The sequence below is a fragment of the Bacillus sp. T-10(2022) genome (assembly GCF_056502895.1).
This window is the reverse complement of sequence record NZ_CP113518.1, coordinates 1,105,808-1,122,678: the sequence shown is the minus strand read 5'-3', so window position 1 is coordinate 1,122,678 and position 16,871 is coordinate 1,105,808. Positions and strand designations below refer to the sequence as shown.

Below are 16,871 nucleotides of genomic sequence, written 5' to 3'. Positions count from 1 at the left end.
CGTTTGTGGAATTCCACAAATACACCTTTTTCATTTTTCTGATTTCCACATACTAACTGTTTCTTTTTCCAACTATACTTGTGATACAAATAGTAAAACATATTATTGGAGGGATTAAGATGAGAATAGGAATTCCAAAAGAGATTAAAAACAATGAAAATCGTGTAGCTATCACTCCAGCTGGGGTCGTAGCATTAGTCAATGCAGGACATGAAGTATTAATCGAAATGAACGCAGGTCTAGGAAGCAGTTTTACAAATGAAGCATATCAAGAAGCTGGTGCTGTTATAGTCGAGGACGCTGCTAGCGTTTGGGCAAGCACAGAAATGATCATGAAAGTAAAAGAACCTATCTCATCTGAATATAAATATTTCCGAAAAGATTTAATCCTTTTCACATATTTACATCTTGCGGCAGAACCGGCACTAGCTCAGGCCCTAAAAGAAAGCGGTGTCTTGGCCATTGCTTATGAAACGGTTGCAGTAAACCGCACCCTTCCTTTATTGACACCAATGAGTGAAGTTGCAGGACGCATGGCTGCACAAATCGGTGCTCAGTTCCTTGAAAAAAATAACGGCGGTAAAGGAATACTCTTAAGCGGAGTTCCTGGAGTTAAACGCGGTAAAGTCGCTGTTATCGGTGGAGGCATGGTTGGAACGAATGCTGCTAAAATCGCTATTGGATTAGGCGCAGATGTTACCATTCTTGACTTAAGCCCAGACCGCCTTCGTCAACTTGATGATATTTTCGGAAATGAACTGACTACACTCATCTCCAACCCTTATAATATTGCAGAAGCAGTCAAAGATGCCGATTTGGTTATCGGTGCTGTATTGATTCCAGGTGCTAAAGCTCCTAAGCTCGTTACTGAAGAAATGGTTAAATCGATGTCTCCAGGTTCAGTCATTGTCGATGTTGCAATCGACCAAGGCGGTATCTTTGAAACGGTTGACCACATAACAACACATGATAACCCTACTTATGTTAAACATGGAGTAGTGCATTATGCAGTGGCGAATATGCCAGGAGCAGTGCCTCAAACTTCTACAGTTGCTTTAACTAACGTAACAGTACCATTTGCACTTCAAATTGCAAACAAAGGTGCCATCAAAGCAATCCTTGAAAATGATGCCCTTGCAAAAGGCGTCAATGTGGCGAACGGTGAAATCACGTTCGAAGCAGTTGCCACAGACCTTGGCTACAACTACGTAAGTGTTGAAAACGCCTTAAACCCAAATAACATTAACGCTTAATAAAAAAAGACTCCAGAATCTTGTCTGGAGTCTTATTTTTTTTGGACGAGAACCTCGATGAAGCAGTACGTCTCCATACGATATCTGGATTAGGCCGGATTATCTCACACAACGGTCGAATTAACTTGCACAACGGTCGAATAATTTGGGTATAGGTCGGATTTTCTGCTCGATTGGTCGAATTATCCAGAGTTAGGTCGGATTTTCTCCTCGATCGGTCGAATTATCCAGAGTTAGGCTCGATTTTCTGCTCGATCGGTCGAATTATCCAGAGTTAGGTCGGATTTTCGGACGGGCGATTTTTCCGGATAGGCCACTACTCTGCCCTTTCCCCGGTTGATGTTATTACTAATCTAACAAAATAGAATATTCCTCTTAATCTATGAAGATCTTCCCGGGATTCATTATTCCTTTTGGATCCAAAGCCTGTTTGATCGTTTTCATCACTTCGTAAGCTGCTCCATGCTCCCTTCGCTGATACTTCGATTTTCCAAGGCCCACCCCATGTTCACCCGTACATGTACCGCCTCTGGTTAATGCATACTCGACGATTTCTTCATTTAACCTTTTCGCTTCTTTAACTTCTTCAGGATTTTTCAGATCGATCATGAACAATACGTGATAATTCCCGTCACCTACATGTCCTACAATCGCCCCCTCCACTTTGGATTGTTCGACTTTCTTCCTTGTATCCAGTATGGCATTCGATAATTCATGAAGGGGCACACTTACGTCGGTCACCATCAGTTTCTTCCCCGGGGCGCTGTGAATGAATGCGTACGCGAGATTATGGCGCGCTTCCCATAAGGCATTCCGTGCTTTTGAATCGGTTTCAAACTGGATATCCCCACAGCCAAAATCACTTACGATTTCCTTGGCAAATTTGACGTCCTGTTCCAGTCCGGCAAAATTCCCATGAAACTCGAGGAATAAAGTTGGTTTGACTTCATAGGATTTGTCCATGAATTGATTAACTTTTTTTATGGACTCGGCATCAACCAATTCAATTCGTGCAATCGGAATACCAGCAAGCATGATCCCATTAACCGCAGATACTGCCTGTTCGACGGTTGGAAATGATGCTCTCCCAGCCATTGTGACTTCAGGAATGCCATACACCTTTAATGTCAGTTCAGTAAATACTCCCAGCGTACCTTCAGAACCGACAAACAAGCCATTCAAATGAATGCCTGAAGATGATTTTGTCGCTAAACTTCCGGAATGAATCACTTGACCGTTTGCTAAAACTATTTCCAAATCCCTGACTTGATCGCGCATAATCCCATATTTGACCGAGGTCGTCCCACTTGCATTCGTAGCTGCCATCCCTCCCAATGTAGCATCGGCACCAGGGTCGACGGAAAAGAACAAACCGTATTTTTTTAATTCTTTATTGAGCTGCGTCCTAGTCACACCTGGCTGGACCTTCACAAGGAAATCATTTTCCCTGATTTCCAATATTCGATTCATCAAAGACAAATCCAAGGAAATTCCCCCTTTGACTGGAACGACATGCCCCTCCAAACTTGAACCTAATCCAAAAGGAATGACCGGTATTTCATGCTCATTCGCATAACGCATGACTGCGCTTACTTCCGCAGTATCCCTTGGATATATGACCATATCCGGAAGGTGCGGAGTGTGATATGATTCATCATGGCTGTGCTGCTCCAATAATGTTTCATTCACCGTTACCTGTTCTTCCGTCAGAATCTTCCTTAATTCTTCTATATAACCAGTCATTATGCAGCCTCCTCTTTTTCACCAAACATTCTGAAAATGTAAAATGGACGAGATTGCCCGCTAATAGGCAATCCATCTTTCTTCATTTACTGAAACCTTTCGTTTTATCCGTGCATGCCTTCATTGCTTGCAGAATGCTGGATCTTAGCTGATTTTCTTCTAAAGTCGCTACGGCAGCTATCGTTGAACCGCCCGGCGTGCAGACATCATCCTTTAAAGCAGCAGGATGTCTTTCCGTTTCCAGTACCATTTTAGCAGCTCCCATTACAGCTTGTGCTGCCATTCGGTATGCTTGTTTTCGTGGAATGCCGTCACGGACCCCTCCATCAGCCAGCGCCTCGATGAACATATATACATAAGCAGGCGACGAACCGCTGATGGCCGGTACTGCGTCCATCAAATCTTCATGCAGGATTTCCGTTTTACCGAAACTATTCAGCAGTGCAGTCACACCCTCTATATCAGCATCGGTAATTTGATCATTAATGCTCATGGCAGTCATGCCTTCACCAACAAGCGAAGGAGTGTTTGGCATCGTCCGGACAACCTTCACTCTTTTTACGAAGCTGTTCTCAACTAGTGATACAGTGATCCCTGCTGCCATAGTAATGATCACAGCGTCTTCTTTAACATGATTCTTCACTTCTTCAAGCACTTGCTTATGCATGGCAGGCTGGATTCCTAGAAAGAGAAAATCGGCAAAACCGGCAACCTCTTTATTATCCAAAGTACCTTTAACCTTATATTTCGTGGTGATTTTAGTTTTGGTCTCCACACTCGCAGTACTGACCATGATCCCTTCAGGTGAAATGACCTCTGCAAGCAGCATGCCCTCAAGCATTGCCTCACCCATTTTGCCGCATCCAATAAACCCGATTTTTTTATTCATATCTTACACTTCCAATCATAAGTTCATCTATATTCTTTCTTATTATATCGGATATGATAAATGGAAACACGTTGGAGATATTAATAAGGAAGGATTTGGTGGTTTCTGGTCGAATTACTTAAGTGATATGGATGTATTTTTAAATCCACCTTTACGCAATATAGTCAAGCAATTAAATAAAAAAGATGTTGACTAAATGGTCATTAGAGATTTATAATTTTGACCTATTAGTCACAAATGAATAAGGAATACAGTTATAGGAATGGAGAAATGCTATGCAAATGGAAAAAAAAGCGGTCAATACCAAGCTTGTCTTAACAGGATTGATCATAGGAATGTTTTTCAGTTCATTGGAACAGACGATCGTCGGTACCGCCATGCCGACAATTATCGGGCAATTGAATGGTTTCACCATCTTTGCATGGGTAACGACTGCCTATTTAATAGCCTCAACGACTGTTGTACCCATTGTTGGAAAGCTATCTGATTTATATGGCAGGCGTTCCCTTTATCTGCTTGGCACAATCATATTTACGATCGGTTCGTTTTTATGTGCCACAGCCACTTCGATGGAACAATTGATCATCTACAGGGGTCTGCAGGGAATCGGCGGCGGAATGATCATGCCTTTATCCCAAACAATCATCGGCGATATATTCTCTGCGGAACAAAGAGCCAAATGGCAGGGAGTATTCGGAGCCCTTTTTGGTTTAAGTTCTGTCATCGGCCCTTTTCTGGGCGGCCTGATCGTTGACCATATCAGCTGGCATTGGATCTTTTTGATCAATGTACCGACGGGCTTACTATCTGCCATTTTGATTTATGTAGGATTGAAACATGAAGCGATAAGGAAAACAGAGAAAGTGAATATCGATTATCTAGGGATTTTCACCTTGATTCCTGGTATTGTCCTGTTATTGCTTGGCTTGACCTTCGGTGGTGATAAATTCGAATGGTTATCATTAGAATCTATCTTGATTTTCGGCAGCACCATTGTCTTCATTGCCCTATTCATCTTTTTTGAAAGAAGAGCGGTCGAACCGATCCTTGATTTATCCCTTTTTAAAAATAGAGTTTTTTCCACCACGAATATTTTGGGATTCCTGCTTGGCCTTGGCATGTTCGGGGCAATCATGTTCGTCCCGCTGTTCATGCAAGGCGTTTTGGGAGTTTCACCAACAAAAGCGGGGTCGACCATGACTCCGATGATGATCGGTATGATTCTTTCCAGCATCATTGGCGGGCGGTTACTTTTGAAATTCCGTTTTCGTACCGTGCTCACCTTTGGAATGGCCTTTGCGACGCTTGGCTTTTTCCTAATGAGCATGATGGACGGCAGTACGACTATATTCACTGCGTACTCATACATGGCCATCCTTGGGATAGGTATGGGTCTTGTCATGCCGACATTGATGATTGCCGTTCAAAACGAATTTCCAAAATCGCAGCTAGGGTCGGTTACAGCGGCTTCGACATTCTTCCGATCAATAGGAGGAACGATGGGCATCACGATTTTGAATGCTGTCATGAATCACAATCTCCAGCAAAATATGGATGATGCGGTCGTAAGTCAAAAGGACCCTATATTGCATGAGGCACTGAAAGCATTAGCCGATAAAACGGATGCGTTATTCAACATCATGCTTTATCCTGAAAACCTTAAAATGCCCGCAGAAGTCAGCACTATCCTTGTAAAAACGATTGAAAATGCTTGGATCGATGCATTCTCCAGTGTTTTCATCACCGGTATCTTTTTTGTTTCCGCGGGGATATTAGTGGCACTTTCCGTGGGTTCGGGCCGAATCAAAAAAGATCAAGAAACGGAAAAGGAATTAGGCTAAAAAATGCTCGGGACCGGCTGATATAATCAGCCGGCCTTTTTTTTCCCTTCATGTTTCTTTTTCATTGATAAGGGAATTTTACCTATATGAGACTAAATGGAGTGATATCATGAACAAGATAAACGATTCAATTTTACCTGCGGATTTTTATCAGCAGCCCACCCTTGAACTGGCAAAATCCCTTCTTGGCTGCCTGATTGTAAAAGAAACAGCGGATGGAACCGCTTCTGGATTCATTGTTGAAACAGAGGCCTATATTGGACCTGGTGACAGGGCCGCACATAGTTTTGGAAATAGAAGGACAAAACGGACGGAAGTGATGTTCGGAAATTCCGGTTTGATCTATACATACGTCATGCACACACATACACTGGTCAATGTCGTAAGCGGAGGGCCTGAAAATCCGGAAGCCATTTTAATCCGGGCGGTTGAACCCTATTCAGGGCTCGAGTTAATGCGTGAAAGACGAGGAATTGCCGATATTCGTAAATGGACCGATGGACCAGGGAAGCTAACAAAGGCACTGGGCATCACCATGGATGATTATGGTCGATCTTTTACAGATCCCCCGCTATATCTAGCTGCCGGAAAAAAGCCTGAACACATATCCAGCGGCCCGCGCGTCGGAATCGACAACTCCGGGGTAGCAAAAGATTACCCTTGGCGTTTCTGGGTTACCGACAATCCGTTTATATCGCGTAAAAACCTAATTAATAAAGCTGTACCGAAAAATAAACCATGATTTTATCCCCTCTAAGTGAACAGTGTAAATTCTGTGGATGTTACACAACTTGAGGGGATTTTACAATGTCCATAAGCATCTCGAAATCTCAAAAAGTCGTGAATGAAGCATCAGACACTAGCCCAAAAGGAACGAAGGATACGTTGTCCTTATATCTGGAATCATCTAAATGTTTGTATGTATTCCATATATCACTATAAAATCAAGAAAACATTCCCCTATTCAAAGTATCATCACATAGTAAAATCGCTGAACCTGATGATCTCTACATTTATAGACAATATTAAAAAATTAATCACGGAAAGGTAAGGATATGTTATTCTTACCTTTCTTTTAATTACCGTAACTCAAACTTCCATTTTATGAAATGCTCTTTTGAGTTTACTAGCTATCCATTTATGCGAAATTCCAAGATTTGGTCCCCTTATACTCCAATGAACCCGCCCGATGTAACAGACTCCCATTTTCCTGTAACAGAATAACCCGAAAAATGATGAAAAAGTTGAATTTTATTGATATGTGCCATGTTTTTTATATTCCATACCTTTATAATATAAATGCTAGATATTTTTTTACCACATCAGGAGGAACTTTCCTAAATGAACAATTCTAAAAACTCTTTCATTCTTGCGGGGACCATTATAGGTACCCTAATCGCCGGCACTTCTGCTTATGCTGGTTCTTATCAAGTTAAATCAGGGGACACCCTAGATAAAATCTCTAAAGCCAATAATACAACTGTCCAGCACTTAAAATCTCAAAACCATTTGACTAGTAACCTTATTTTTCCCGGCCAAGTCTTGAAATTTAATACTCTTAACAACCGTACAGATAAAAATAAAGATAAAACCGAAAAATATGTGGTTAAACTTGGGGATTCTTTATCAAAAATTGCGAATAAATATAACCTTTCCCTTAGTGCCCTGCTTAAATTAAACACTGACATTTCTAATTCGGACCGGATATATATTGGCCAAACCATCCGGGTTTCCGGACAAGCCTCTGGGTCCAGCTCTCCGGCTAAAAACAGTTCAAATGCTACATATAAAGTCAAATCCGGGGATACACTGGGCAAAATTGCCAGAGTCAATAATATGACTGTCCAACAATTAAAGTCTATAAACCATTTGACTAGCACTCTCATTTTTCCCGGCCAGGTCTTGAAGGTTAATGCCATTACCAGCAATCCGGATAAAAGTAAAAATACAACAGACGTTTATGTCGTTAAATTAGGGGATTCCTTATCAACAATCGCTAAAAGATATAACCTTTCCCTTAGTGCCTTACTTAAAATAAACCCTAATATTTCTAATTCAGATCGTATTCGTATCGGCCAAACCATCCGTGTTTCAGGGAAGGCCTCGGCATCTGCAATTAATAAACCGTCCAAATCGACCAAAGCGGATCAAGTTTTGGCAGCTGGAGCCAAATACATGGGAGCCAAGTATGTTTACGGTGCGAGCACTTCACGCACTGACGTATTTGATTGCTCTTCTTTCACATTAAGGGCATTCCAAAGTGCAGGTATTTCCTTGCCTCGAAATTCAGTGGCACAATCACACGTTGGTACAGCTGTATCCTCGAAAGCCCTGCAAAAAGGGGATTTAGTATTTTTCGATACCAATAATGATGGAGTAATCAATCATGTAGGAATTTATGCCGGTAACGGTCAAATGCTGAATGCTTCGACATCTAAAGGTGTTTCCTACGCTAACATTAACAATTCTTACTGGGGACCTAGCTTTGTGAAGGCAGTCCGAGTTCTTAACTAAATGTGATGGCAGTACACGATTAAGAGCAAAAAGCGTGTTTTGATAAAATATCATACACGCTTTTTTGCGTATCATAATGTAAAATAGCCGCCAACTCGTGTTACGATACAAATGCACTAGCAGGTTCCATATTACAATTTCCTTTGTAATGGAGGAAAACAAGCTTCCATTTCAGATTATCTCCTAAGGAGTCCTTCCATTGTAAGATAGTGGTCATATTTTCATCAAAAATATATATTTTTTTTCAGTTCTATTAGTCTCTTTAGTAAGTAACATTTTCATCACTTTTGCTGGATTACCCGCAATGATTGAAAATTGTAGCATAAATACTTTTAGTCACTATCGATTCCGCCAATTACACACCTGACAAAATAGTATCCTGGCTCCTATCCAACAATTATCATTTATATTATCTGGCGTGACTTCAGAGCAGTTACCTTTCTCAAGGCAAAACAAGGGGTAGGGTTAATGGCTCCAAGACTCTCTTAATATAAATTGATATAATATTCAAAAAATTAAAAAGCGTTTTACACCGTTACCTACAAATGTTCCCACATCATTATCTTTTTGACTCATTTCTTCCGCATTAACCTTTACATCTCCACAATCGCATAAAAGCGCAATAATTCAATTGTGGTTTATTATTTATAACTGGAAATTTATTTTTAATTTGTTAAAGTATTAAGTCTTTTTCTTATAGTTGATTTTACGATTAAAAATACTCAAAACACTTAAAAGTATTGCAAAACATACAAAGTAAACTAAACCTTCACTAGTAAACCCAAATTTGTAAAAGATAATAGTAGCAATAATAAACACACCAGTTAAAAAGATTTTATAAGACCAATACTTACTCATTATCAACACCACTTTTCAATTTAAAAATCTGAATAGGTAGTTTTAGTTGCCCCCTTAAAATTCTTCTCTTTATAATATACAAATTTAAGTTGTCCTTTTTTATTAGATTTTGAACTTCTTTTGATATATACCTTGTATGACATATAGCCCTTTGTATATTCCTTTATTCCAAATGCAGAGCCAGCTAAAAATGATGTAACACTCATTCCAGGAATCAAACCAGCAGCTCCTATTGCTAATGAACCGACTAATAATCCTTTTGATCTATTCTTATTACTAAAATACAATTTGTGATTTGTTGGCAAAATTGATTTAGACATACATTGATATGCCGGATAACAAGCTTCTGCAGTTTTATTGGGGCTCCGAAGATCCGTCCTATTGTATTTATTCCATTATCCTCTCTTTCCTCATACCTGGCGCATTAACCTTTGCATCTCCATAATCGCATAATTAAGTTGTTTATTGATACGGACTCCTTCCAAGCTCGATAATTCCTTTCGTTGGGCTATTTCATCCTTCTTTTTTCTATGATAGACCACCGTTTGTTGTAATAACCAGGCTCTTCTTAATAACATTCTCTTCACCTGCCTGTTTTGTTAAATGTCTTTCCTGCATTTCCATTTGCTTTCTATGGACTTTTTCTTCTATAAGATCTATGAACAGCTGATTATTGTTGAGATTTTCTTTATTCGACTCTATTAACCGCGCTAATGATACATTTTTACGCATTTTTTGGCCTCCTTCTCTACAGAAATTGCTAGCCGGAAAAAGAATGGTTTTCTCTGCTAAGGAAAAATATTTTTCCTATTACTTCATGATATTTTCATAATACTCTTATTTTAAAAATTCTTGGTTTCAATTTTGAAATGACAGTTACCAATATTGGTATTGTCATTCTTGTCCTTGATCGGGCCGTGCAGTATCTAGATTACCAACAAAAAAAGGCCTTCATCACAGAAGACCTTTTCAGAAAGTATACTAATAAGAAGAGTAAGTTTGCCTGAGCTTTTTTCTTTCAAAAACGTTCCAGTCGATTTCAGAAATCCGTTTCCTTTCCTCCGGCTTTCTGCCCAGCCACCTCAAAGCAAACGCCTGTGGTGTCTCGGCTACCAGTTATTCGGCAGGAGTGTCGCATATTTCTTCAATCCAGTAACGATTACAGTAAAAACCATCAAGGCCGGAGCATAGTATTCGAACAGCTGCACTGTCTTGGGCCGTTGACACAGTTTATCGACCTAAGCCTCACTGTATTCGGTCGTTCACGCACTGTATTCAACCTATCCCGGACAGTATTCGACCGTTGAGGCACTTTATTCGACCTATCCCGCACTTTATTCGACCGTTGAGGCACTTTATTCGACCGTTCACGAATTTTTTTCGACTTTCACCTCATTATTCGGACTCCGAACCACATTTTGTCGCCACACTCGATGAAAAGTTCGCCTACAGTTTTTACTAAAAAACGTTCCAGTCGATTTCAGAAATCCGCTCCCTTTCCGCCGGCTTTCTGCCCAGCCAACTCAAAGCAAGCGCCTGTGGGGTCTCGGCTAGCCAGTTATTCGGCAGGAGTGTCGCATATTTCTTCAATCCAGTGTTTTAATCAGGGGTGAGTGCATTTCGAACATGGCATTACTTTAGTTTCTCTTGCTTTTCAAGATACTGCCTCATTTTTTTCAAATAATCCGGTGCATCCATTTGATCTTTCACGACCAATTCTATAAGGCAAAGTTTATCGGCGTTCATGTCCTGGGCATTTGCAATGGCATCATCCAGTTCACCATTCGTCTCGACTCGTGCTGTGAATGCCTCTTGACCAAACGCTTCAGCCAGTTTTGTATAATTCCACTCTGGTATCTCGTTGTATTTCTGTTTTTCTATATCGACTTTTACATTTAAGAATTTTTCTATCGTATAGCCGTTATTGTTGAGGATAAACACGATGGGCTTACAGCCGTTCTCCAGCATCGAGCTTATTTCCTGTGCTGTCAGCTGTATCGAGCCGTCCCCGGTAAACAAAAGAACACGCCGGTTTCTATCCGCTATACAAGCTCCGAAAGCTGCGGGGGTAGCATAACCGATGCTTTGCCAGCCTCCCTGTGCAATATAGGTTGCCCCTTTCGGCAATCTGACCTGTGACATGCCATAAGAGAATGTTCCTGTTTCCGTGACCACAATGTCATTTTCCTTCAACATTTGCTGAATCCGTGGATAATAGGAAGCCGCTTCCAGAGGTGCTGATGGGTCTTCCACCATTGTGTCATACGGAAACGAGATGGTTCCGACAGATTCGTTCTGCCGGTAGCCAATGTCCTGGAGCGCACTTAGAATTTCCTCCGCCCTGACATTCATATAACTGGCTGCCCCCACTTTTAATGTGTCAGGTTGAATTTCCACCATTTTCAACGGGTCAAGCTTTGCTGTACCTTTGGAAGTATTGACGTCTGACCAAACTGCACCAACAGCTATGATGAAATCCGCTTCTTCAACAGTTTGAGTTACATCCTTACTTCCGAAAGCTCCGCCGTATACACCAATATACTGAGGATGGCTCTCATCAAACCCGCTTTTTCCCTGCATTAACGAAGCAACCGGAACATTTAACCTCTCAGCGAGCTTCAAAACGGGTTTCTGCAAGTTATAGCGAAGTGTTTTTACGTCGACAAGCAGAACCGCTTTATTTACATGTTCTAGCATACCTTTTATATGCTTCACTGCTGACTGCAACGCATCGACATTTGTTTTGGCCACATTTTCAGAAACCTCACTGTGGGAAATCAACGGTTTTTCAACGAGATCGATAGCTACTACCAAATAAACGGGCTTTTTCTTTTCTTTCGCGATTCTGATTGCAGCCGGTATCTCCCTAGCCGCGTTTTCTGGTGTAAGAATCGCCGTATAACTGGTGATATGCTCATAAATCTTACGGAAAACATCAAAATCTCCGTCCATTAACGTATGATGGGCAAGCTCCTTCTCCTGTTGCATCATGGACTTTGGCGAGCCGACAATATGGATGAGCGGCACATTTTCACTGTACGCTCCAGCGATTGCATTACATGCGCTCATTTCACCGACACCAAAGGTGGTGATCAGTGCCGACAAGCCCTTCACCCGGGCATAAGCGTCCGCTGCGTATCCAGCATTGAGTTCATTTCGTCCATTAATAAACTCAATCCCATCGTAATCTTCCAAAGTATCTAACAATGAGAAATTATAGTCTCCTGGCACACCAAAAATCTCTGTAATGCCTTCTGCTTTTAAGCAGTCGTATAAATATTGTCCCAAGGTTGTATTTTCAGCCAATTCAATCACTCCTTCAATCGATTACTCTTTATTTTATTTATACCCAAACATAAGTAGGTTAACCGTAAGTAAGGTAGTTCGCTACTCTATTACTCTAGTTTTAGCCTTGATGTATTGAAGTGAGTGAGATTATCGCAGGCATACTGTCATAAATGATTCAATTCCAAATCAAAATATCTGAAAATTCTTGATTCACCTCTGTTTTTGATTTATATTTGAATCACCGGAAAAGAGGATAAGGGGGAAAGTGATGAGTGATAACAATGTCAAAAGGGTTTTGGAATGCATCATCAACACATCCAATAACAATATTACCGTGACCGATGAAAAAGGATTCATTTTATTCACGAATCCTAACCATTGGTGGATATATGGAATCGAACCAGAACATTATCTTGGGAAATCCGTTTACCAGCTCGAAACGGAAGGAATCCTTTCACCGTCGATTTCCGCCATGGTATTGAAAGAGAAAACACCTGTCCAGATCATGCAGCAAACGAAGACAGGAAAAATAGTCATGTCGACTGCTTATCCCATCTTTGATGATAATGGTGAATTGATTCGTGTCGTTAGCTATGCCCAAGATCAAACTGAAATCAGGAACCTCCAGGATCAGTACGGTCAATTGGAGAAAAAGATACAGGAATACCAATCGGAGGTCGAGGAGCTTAGGGAACAGGAGGAGCTGATCTATCGCAGCAAGGAAATGCGGCAAATCGCGAAAACGATACACCGTGTTTCCAAAACGGATGCCACGGTCATGCTACTTGGGGAATCCGGTGTGGGAAAGAGCGTCTTCGCCCGCCGGCTGCATAATCAGAGTTACCGCAGCAAGGAGCCATTCATCGAAGTCAACTGCAGTACCATCCCAGAAAGTCTCTTCGAATCCGAAATGTTTGGTTACGAAGCGGGATCCTTTACCGGTGCGCAGAAGCAGGGGAAGCAAGGGCTGGTGGAACAAGCTGATAACGGAACCTTATTTCTGGATGAAATCGGGGAGCTTCCCCTGGATATGCAAGTGAAGTTATTAAATGTCCTGCAAGAGAAGACCTTTAAAAGAGTGGGCGGAAAAAAAGAGCATAAGATAGATTTTCGGCTTGTGACGGCAACCAATCAAAACCTTGAGGAAATGGTGGAAAAGGGAACATTCAGGCTGGATTTGTATTACCGCTTAAATGTGATTCCGATTCAAATACCGCCATTACGCGAAAGAAAAGAAGACATTGCCATCTTAATCAATCATAATCTCGAAATCATCAACAAGAAATACAAGACAGATAAGAAGTTGCACCCCTCGACTTACGAAATACTGATTCAGCATAAATGGTCAGGAAACGTGCGTGAATTGGAAAACCTGATTGAACGGCTCATTTTGACCTCGGAAGACTCTATCATTTTCCCAGGCTTTCTCCCCTCCCATTTCCATGGACAAGAATCTTTGGAGAAAATAGATGATACCCTAATGATCGACACTATGATGGTTGATGATAGTGATCTCAATACCGCCCTCGAACAAGTCGAAAAATGGATGATGATGAAAGCGAGTAAACAATGCAAGTCCACATATGAAATGGCTAAATTCTTAGGTATCAGCCAGCCTTCCGTCGTCAGGAAAATGAAGAAATATAAAGATCACCTGCCCATTAAGTAAAGTGGGATGAAAGAATGTTTCAATGCAGTATCCACCTTTTTTTAACCTGTATAAATAGGAGACCAGCGTATCGAAGGTCTCCTGTTTCTTACTTATTTGACACGCCTGCAGATTCAAATGTTGCCATTTCTTTAATGACCAATGTCGCTGCCTTAAGGATGGGGTATGCCAGGGCTGCCCCTGTTCCTTCCCCGATTCTCATTCCCACATCGAGGATCGGCTCCTTGCCAAGCAGTTCTATGGCCGTTCTATGACCAGGTTCTGCAGATCGATGTCCAACAAACATATAATCGGCTGCACGTCCGGAAATCAGGTTTGCCAATACAGCAGCCGTGGTTGTAATGAAACCATCAACAAGAATCGGTATACGGTTATTCGCTGCAGCTAGCATGGCCCCTGCCATACCTGCAATTTCGAATCCACCGATATTCATCAAAATATTGATTGGATCATCAGGATTAGGATTTCTTAATGAAATCGCTTCTTCAATTATCCTTTGCTTATGTAAAATGCCTTCTGACTTCAATCCTGTTCCCTGCCCCACTAGTGATTCGACGCTTTTCCCGCTTACGATGGAGATGATGGCGGTACTGGAAGTCGTATTTCCGATTCCCATTTCACCAAGAATCAGGCAGTTCGCTCCACGGGCAATCATTTTCTCTGCACGGTCATATCCAATGTCAAGCGCTTGAATTACTTCTTCCTTTGTCATCGCCTCTTCCTTATAAAAGTTTCTAGTTCCATTGCGGACTTTTCTCGAAGTTAACCCCGCTGCCTCGATATCTGCATCGATCCCTATATCGACAATGTCCAAGTAAGCGTCTATCGCCCGGCTTAATACATTGATGGCAGCACCGTCATTCAGGAAGTTGAGAGCCATTTGTTCCGTCACTTCTTTTGGATAAGCCGAAACCCCTTCCTCCGTAATTCCATGGTCGGCCGCAAACACAATCACCCCCGGTTTCGAAATGTCCGGAAATGCCTCTCCTGTCATCTTCGCCAGTTCGATTATCCATTCTTCAAGCCGTCCTAGGCTTCCCTGAGGAACCGTCAGCGAATCGACATGTCCTTTAACCTGCCGTCCCATTTCTTCATCCAGCATCGGGATGGAGATGGCAGCCAACCCATTCGTCATATTAATACCCCCCACAAACCAAAATGAAAAACCTTAACCACAGGAAAAGGTTCTTATCCATCATCTGCTATAAATACAACTTAGTCCACATAATTATCCTCTAAGCTTTCACTTGTACTCACTGTGATCCATTCACTTCGGCACTCCCATTTCATTTAGTGGGTAGATACGAAATTTCACTTTGCCCACAAGTGATTCTTCAGAAATAAAACCAAATCTTCTTCCATCCCAACTGTTTCTCCGATTATCCCCCATGACAAATAAATGACCCGCAGGTACCTTGGATTTCCCAAGTAAATCACTCAGGGTGAAATTCTCCGTCAGATTTTCTTCAGGCGGAATTTCCCCTTTTTTTGTTTTCAAATATGGTTCCGTATATTTTTTCCCATTGATATATAAGACATCATCTTTCATTTCGACACTGTCACCTGGTAGACCGATCACTCTTTTTATATAATTCTCTTCCGCGTCCGGAGCATAAAATACGACCATATCGAAGCGATCCGGCTTTCCGATTTTAGCTACCACGATCCGGTCATCATTCTCATACGTCGGCTCCATTGATTCACCTTTTACTGTGACTGGCGTAAATAAAAACTGTTGGCAAATGAACACGATCATTAAAGCGAATAAGATGGCTTTCAACCACGAAAACACTTCACTTCTCATATTCTTCATAAGGACTCCCTCCCATCCATTGTGAACGGCTAAACCAATTATTGGCTTGCAGCGCAATTCTTTAGCTCTGTTTATCCCCTAAAATATCCTTTTGCGTAGGGGACTTTTGAGGAGACATTCCAAAGAAATATCTGGAAAAATTGTAACATATCCATTTATCGCTTGCGAGATTAAATCATTTTCTATGCCAATCTCAAACCATGAAAAAAAGGATAGCGAATTTTAGCTATCCTTTTACTACGTTTTTTCCTCAGTATTTATTCCAAGTCAATATAGTATCGAGTGGCAAACGGACTTTTTCAAACCCTGCTTTAGTTCCTTTTCCAATGGAAATTAACATGACAGGCTTGAAGTTTTCCGGTACATTGAATGCATCGACAAATTTGGCTTCATCAAACCCTCCCATTGGGACTGTATCGTATCCTTTTGCTTTTGCAGCCAACATGATCTGCATGGAAACCAAGCCACCGTCAATCATGGCTACACTTAAAGCCTTTTCAGCAGAAAAATTACCGTAATTATGCAGAATAGAGGCTACATATGGCTCTTTGATTTCATTCTTCATGATCCCTTTATTGACTAATTCACCATAAATCCGCTCTGCATTTTTGTAACCTTCTATATCAGCTAAAACGGCAATGACAGCAGATGCATCGACGATTTGTTGTTGGTTATTTGCGATGGGAAGCAATTCTTGCTGGGTTTGCTTATCTTGAATCACAAGGAATCTCCATGGCTGCAAGTTGGAAGAAGATGGTGCTTGAATCGCAATATCCAGGATTTCACGAATTTCTTCTTCAGTCATCACGTATTCAGCATCGTACTGGCGAACAGATCTCCGTTCTTTTGCTACCGTAATGAAATCCGTATCATTAAGGACTTTGGGTTTTTCAACCGGTACATTCAATTCTTTCGATTTATTTAGGTACTCTTCTTTACTCATTATATTTTTTGTCATTTATAATGACCTCCATTTAACTGTATTTAATACAGGAACAGTATA

The 16,871-nt window shown here is 41.3% G+C and carries 13 protein-coding genes; 5 read left to right on the top strand and 8 right to left on the bottom strand.

The genetic code is table 11. From position 1 onward, the window contains the following. Nucleotides 1-119 precede the first annotated feature (119 nt). Nucleotides 120-1,253 (top strand): alanine dehydrogenase, encoded by a 1,134-nt coding sequence (ald, locus tag OSJ91_RS05410; RefSeq protein ID WP_053533925.1) that lies wholly within the window; start codon nt 120-122, stop codon nt 1,251-1,253. 375 nt (nt 1,254-1,628) lie between these two features. On the opposite strand, the gene OSJ91_RS05405 is transcribed toward ald, so the two are convergent. Continuing rightward, nucleotides 1,629-2,996 (bottom strand): FAD-binding oxidoreductase, encoded by a 1,368-nt coding sequence (locus tag OSJ91_RS05405; protein ID WP_413015927.1) that lies wholly within the window; start codon nt 2,994-2,996, stop codon nt 1,629-1,631. Nucleotides 2,997-3,078: 82 nt separating this feature from the next. Continuing rightward, nucleotides 3,079-3,885: a pyrroline-5-carboxylate reductase gene (gene proC / locus OSJ91_RS05400; RefSeq protein WP_485891166.1), complete on the bottom strand. Its 807-nt coding sequence runs from the start codon at nt 3,883-3,885 to the stop codon at nt 3,079-3,081. A 275-nt stretch (nt 3,886-4,160) separates the two neighbouring features. Between proC and OSJ91_RS05395 the strand changes: the two genes are divergently transcribed. The 3 genes from OSJ91_RS05395 to OSJ91_RS05385 all read left to right on the top strand — a co-directional run bounded on the left by OSJ91_RS05395 (nt 4,161) and on the right by OSJ91_RS05385 (nt 8,240). After that, nucleotides 4,161-5,726, top strand: coding sequence for an MDR family MFS transporter (locus OSJ91_RS05395; RefSeq protein WP_350301529.1), 1,566 nt, complete (start codon nt 4,161-4,163; stop codon nt 5,724-5,726). Between the two features lie 109 nt (nt 5,727-5,835). Beyond that, a complete protein-coding gene (locus tag OSJ91_RS05390) occupies nt 5,836-6,468 on the top strand; it encodes a DNA-3-methyladenine glycosylase (RefSeq protein WP_485891165.1) in 633 nt (210 codons plus the stop codon). A 599-nt stretch (nt 6,469-7,067) separates the two neighbouring features. Next, nucleotides 7,068-8,240, top strand: a complete 1,173-nt coding sequence (locus OSJ91_RS05385; protein ID WP_485891164.1) for a C40 family peptidase — start codon at nt 7,068-7,070, stop codon at nt 8,238-8,240. Between the two features lie 878 nt (nt 8,241-9,118). Here OSJ91_RS05385 and OSJ91_RS05380 read toward each other — a convergent pair. From OSJ91_RS05380 to OSJ91_RS05370, 3 genes are all read right to left on the bottom strand, one after another. After that, nucleotides 9,119-9,418 (bottom strand): hypothetical protein, encoded by a 300-nt coding sequence (locus tag OSJ91_RS05380; protein ID WP_485891163.1) that lies wholly within the window; start codon nt 9,416-9,418, stop codon nt 9,119-9,121. Nucleotides 9,419-9,626: 208 nt separating this feature from the next. Beyond that, the gene (locus tag OSJ91_RS05375) at nt 9,627-9,830 is read right to left on the bottom strand and encodes a hypothetical protein (RefSeq protein WP_485891162.1); all 204 of its coding nucleotides are present in this window, start codon (nt 9,828-9,830) and stop codon (nt 9,627-9,629) included. 900 nt (nt 9,831-10,730) lie between these two features. After that, nucleotides 10,731-12,404, bottom strand: a complete 1,674-nt coding sequence (locus OSJ91_RS05370) for an alpha-keto acid decarboxylase family protein (RefSeq protein ID WP_485891161.1) — start codon at nt 12,402-12,404, stop codon at nt 10,731-10,733. A 250-nt stretch (nt 12,405-12,654) separates the two neighbouring features. Between OSJ91_RS05370 and OSJ91_RS05365 the strand changes: the two genes are divergently transcribed. Next, complete coding sequence (locus tag OSJ91_RS05365; protein ID WP_434547765.1) at nt 12,655-14,055, top strand: sigma-54 interaction domain-containing protein; 1,401 nt, start codon at nt 12,655-12,657, stop codon at nt 14,053-14,055. An 88-nt stretch (nt 14,056-14,143) separates the two neighbouring features. Here OSJ91_RS05365 and cobT read toward each other — a convergent pair whose 3' ends face one another. The 3 genes from cobT to OSJ91_RS05350 form a co-directional block, all read right to left on the bottom strand. Continuing rightward, nucleotides 14,144-15,190: a nicotinate-nucleotide--dimethylbenzimidazole phosphoribosyltransferase gene (gene cobT / locus OSJ91_RS05360; protein ID WP_485891160.1), complete on the bottom strand. Its 1,047-nt coding sequence runs from the start codon at nt 15,188-15,190 to the stop codon at nt 14,144-14,146. 132 nt (nt 15,191-15,322) lie between these two features. Further along, the gene (gene lepB, locus OSJ91_RS05355) at nt 15,323-15,868 is read right to left on the bottom strand and encodes a signal peptidase I (RefSeq protein WP_485891159.1); all 546 of its coding nucleotides are present in this window, start codon (nt 15,866-15,868) and stop codon (nt 15,323-15,325) included. A 250-nt stretch (nt 15,869-16,118) separates the two neighbouring features. After that, a complete protein-coding gene (locus OSJ91_RS05350; protein WP_350301520.1) occupies nt 16,119-16,826 on the bottom strand; it encodes a nitroreductase family protein in 708 nt (235 codons plus the stop codon). Nucleotides 16,827-16,871: the final 45 nt, after the last annotated feature.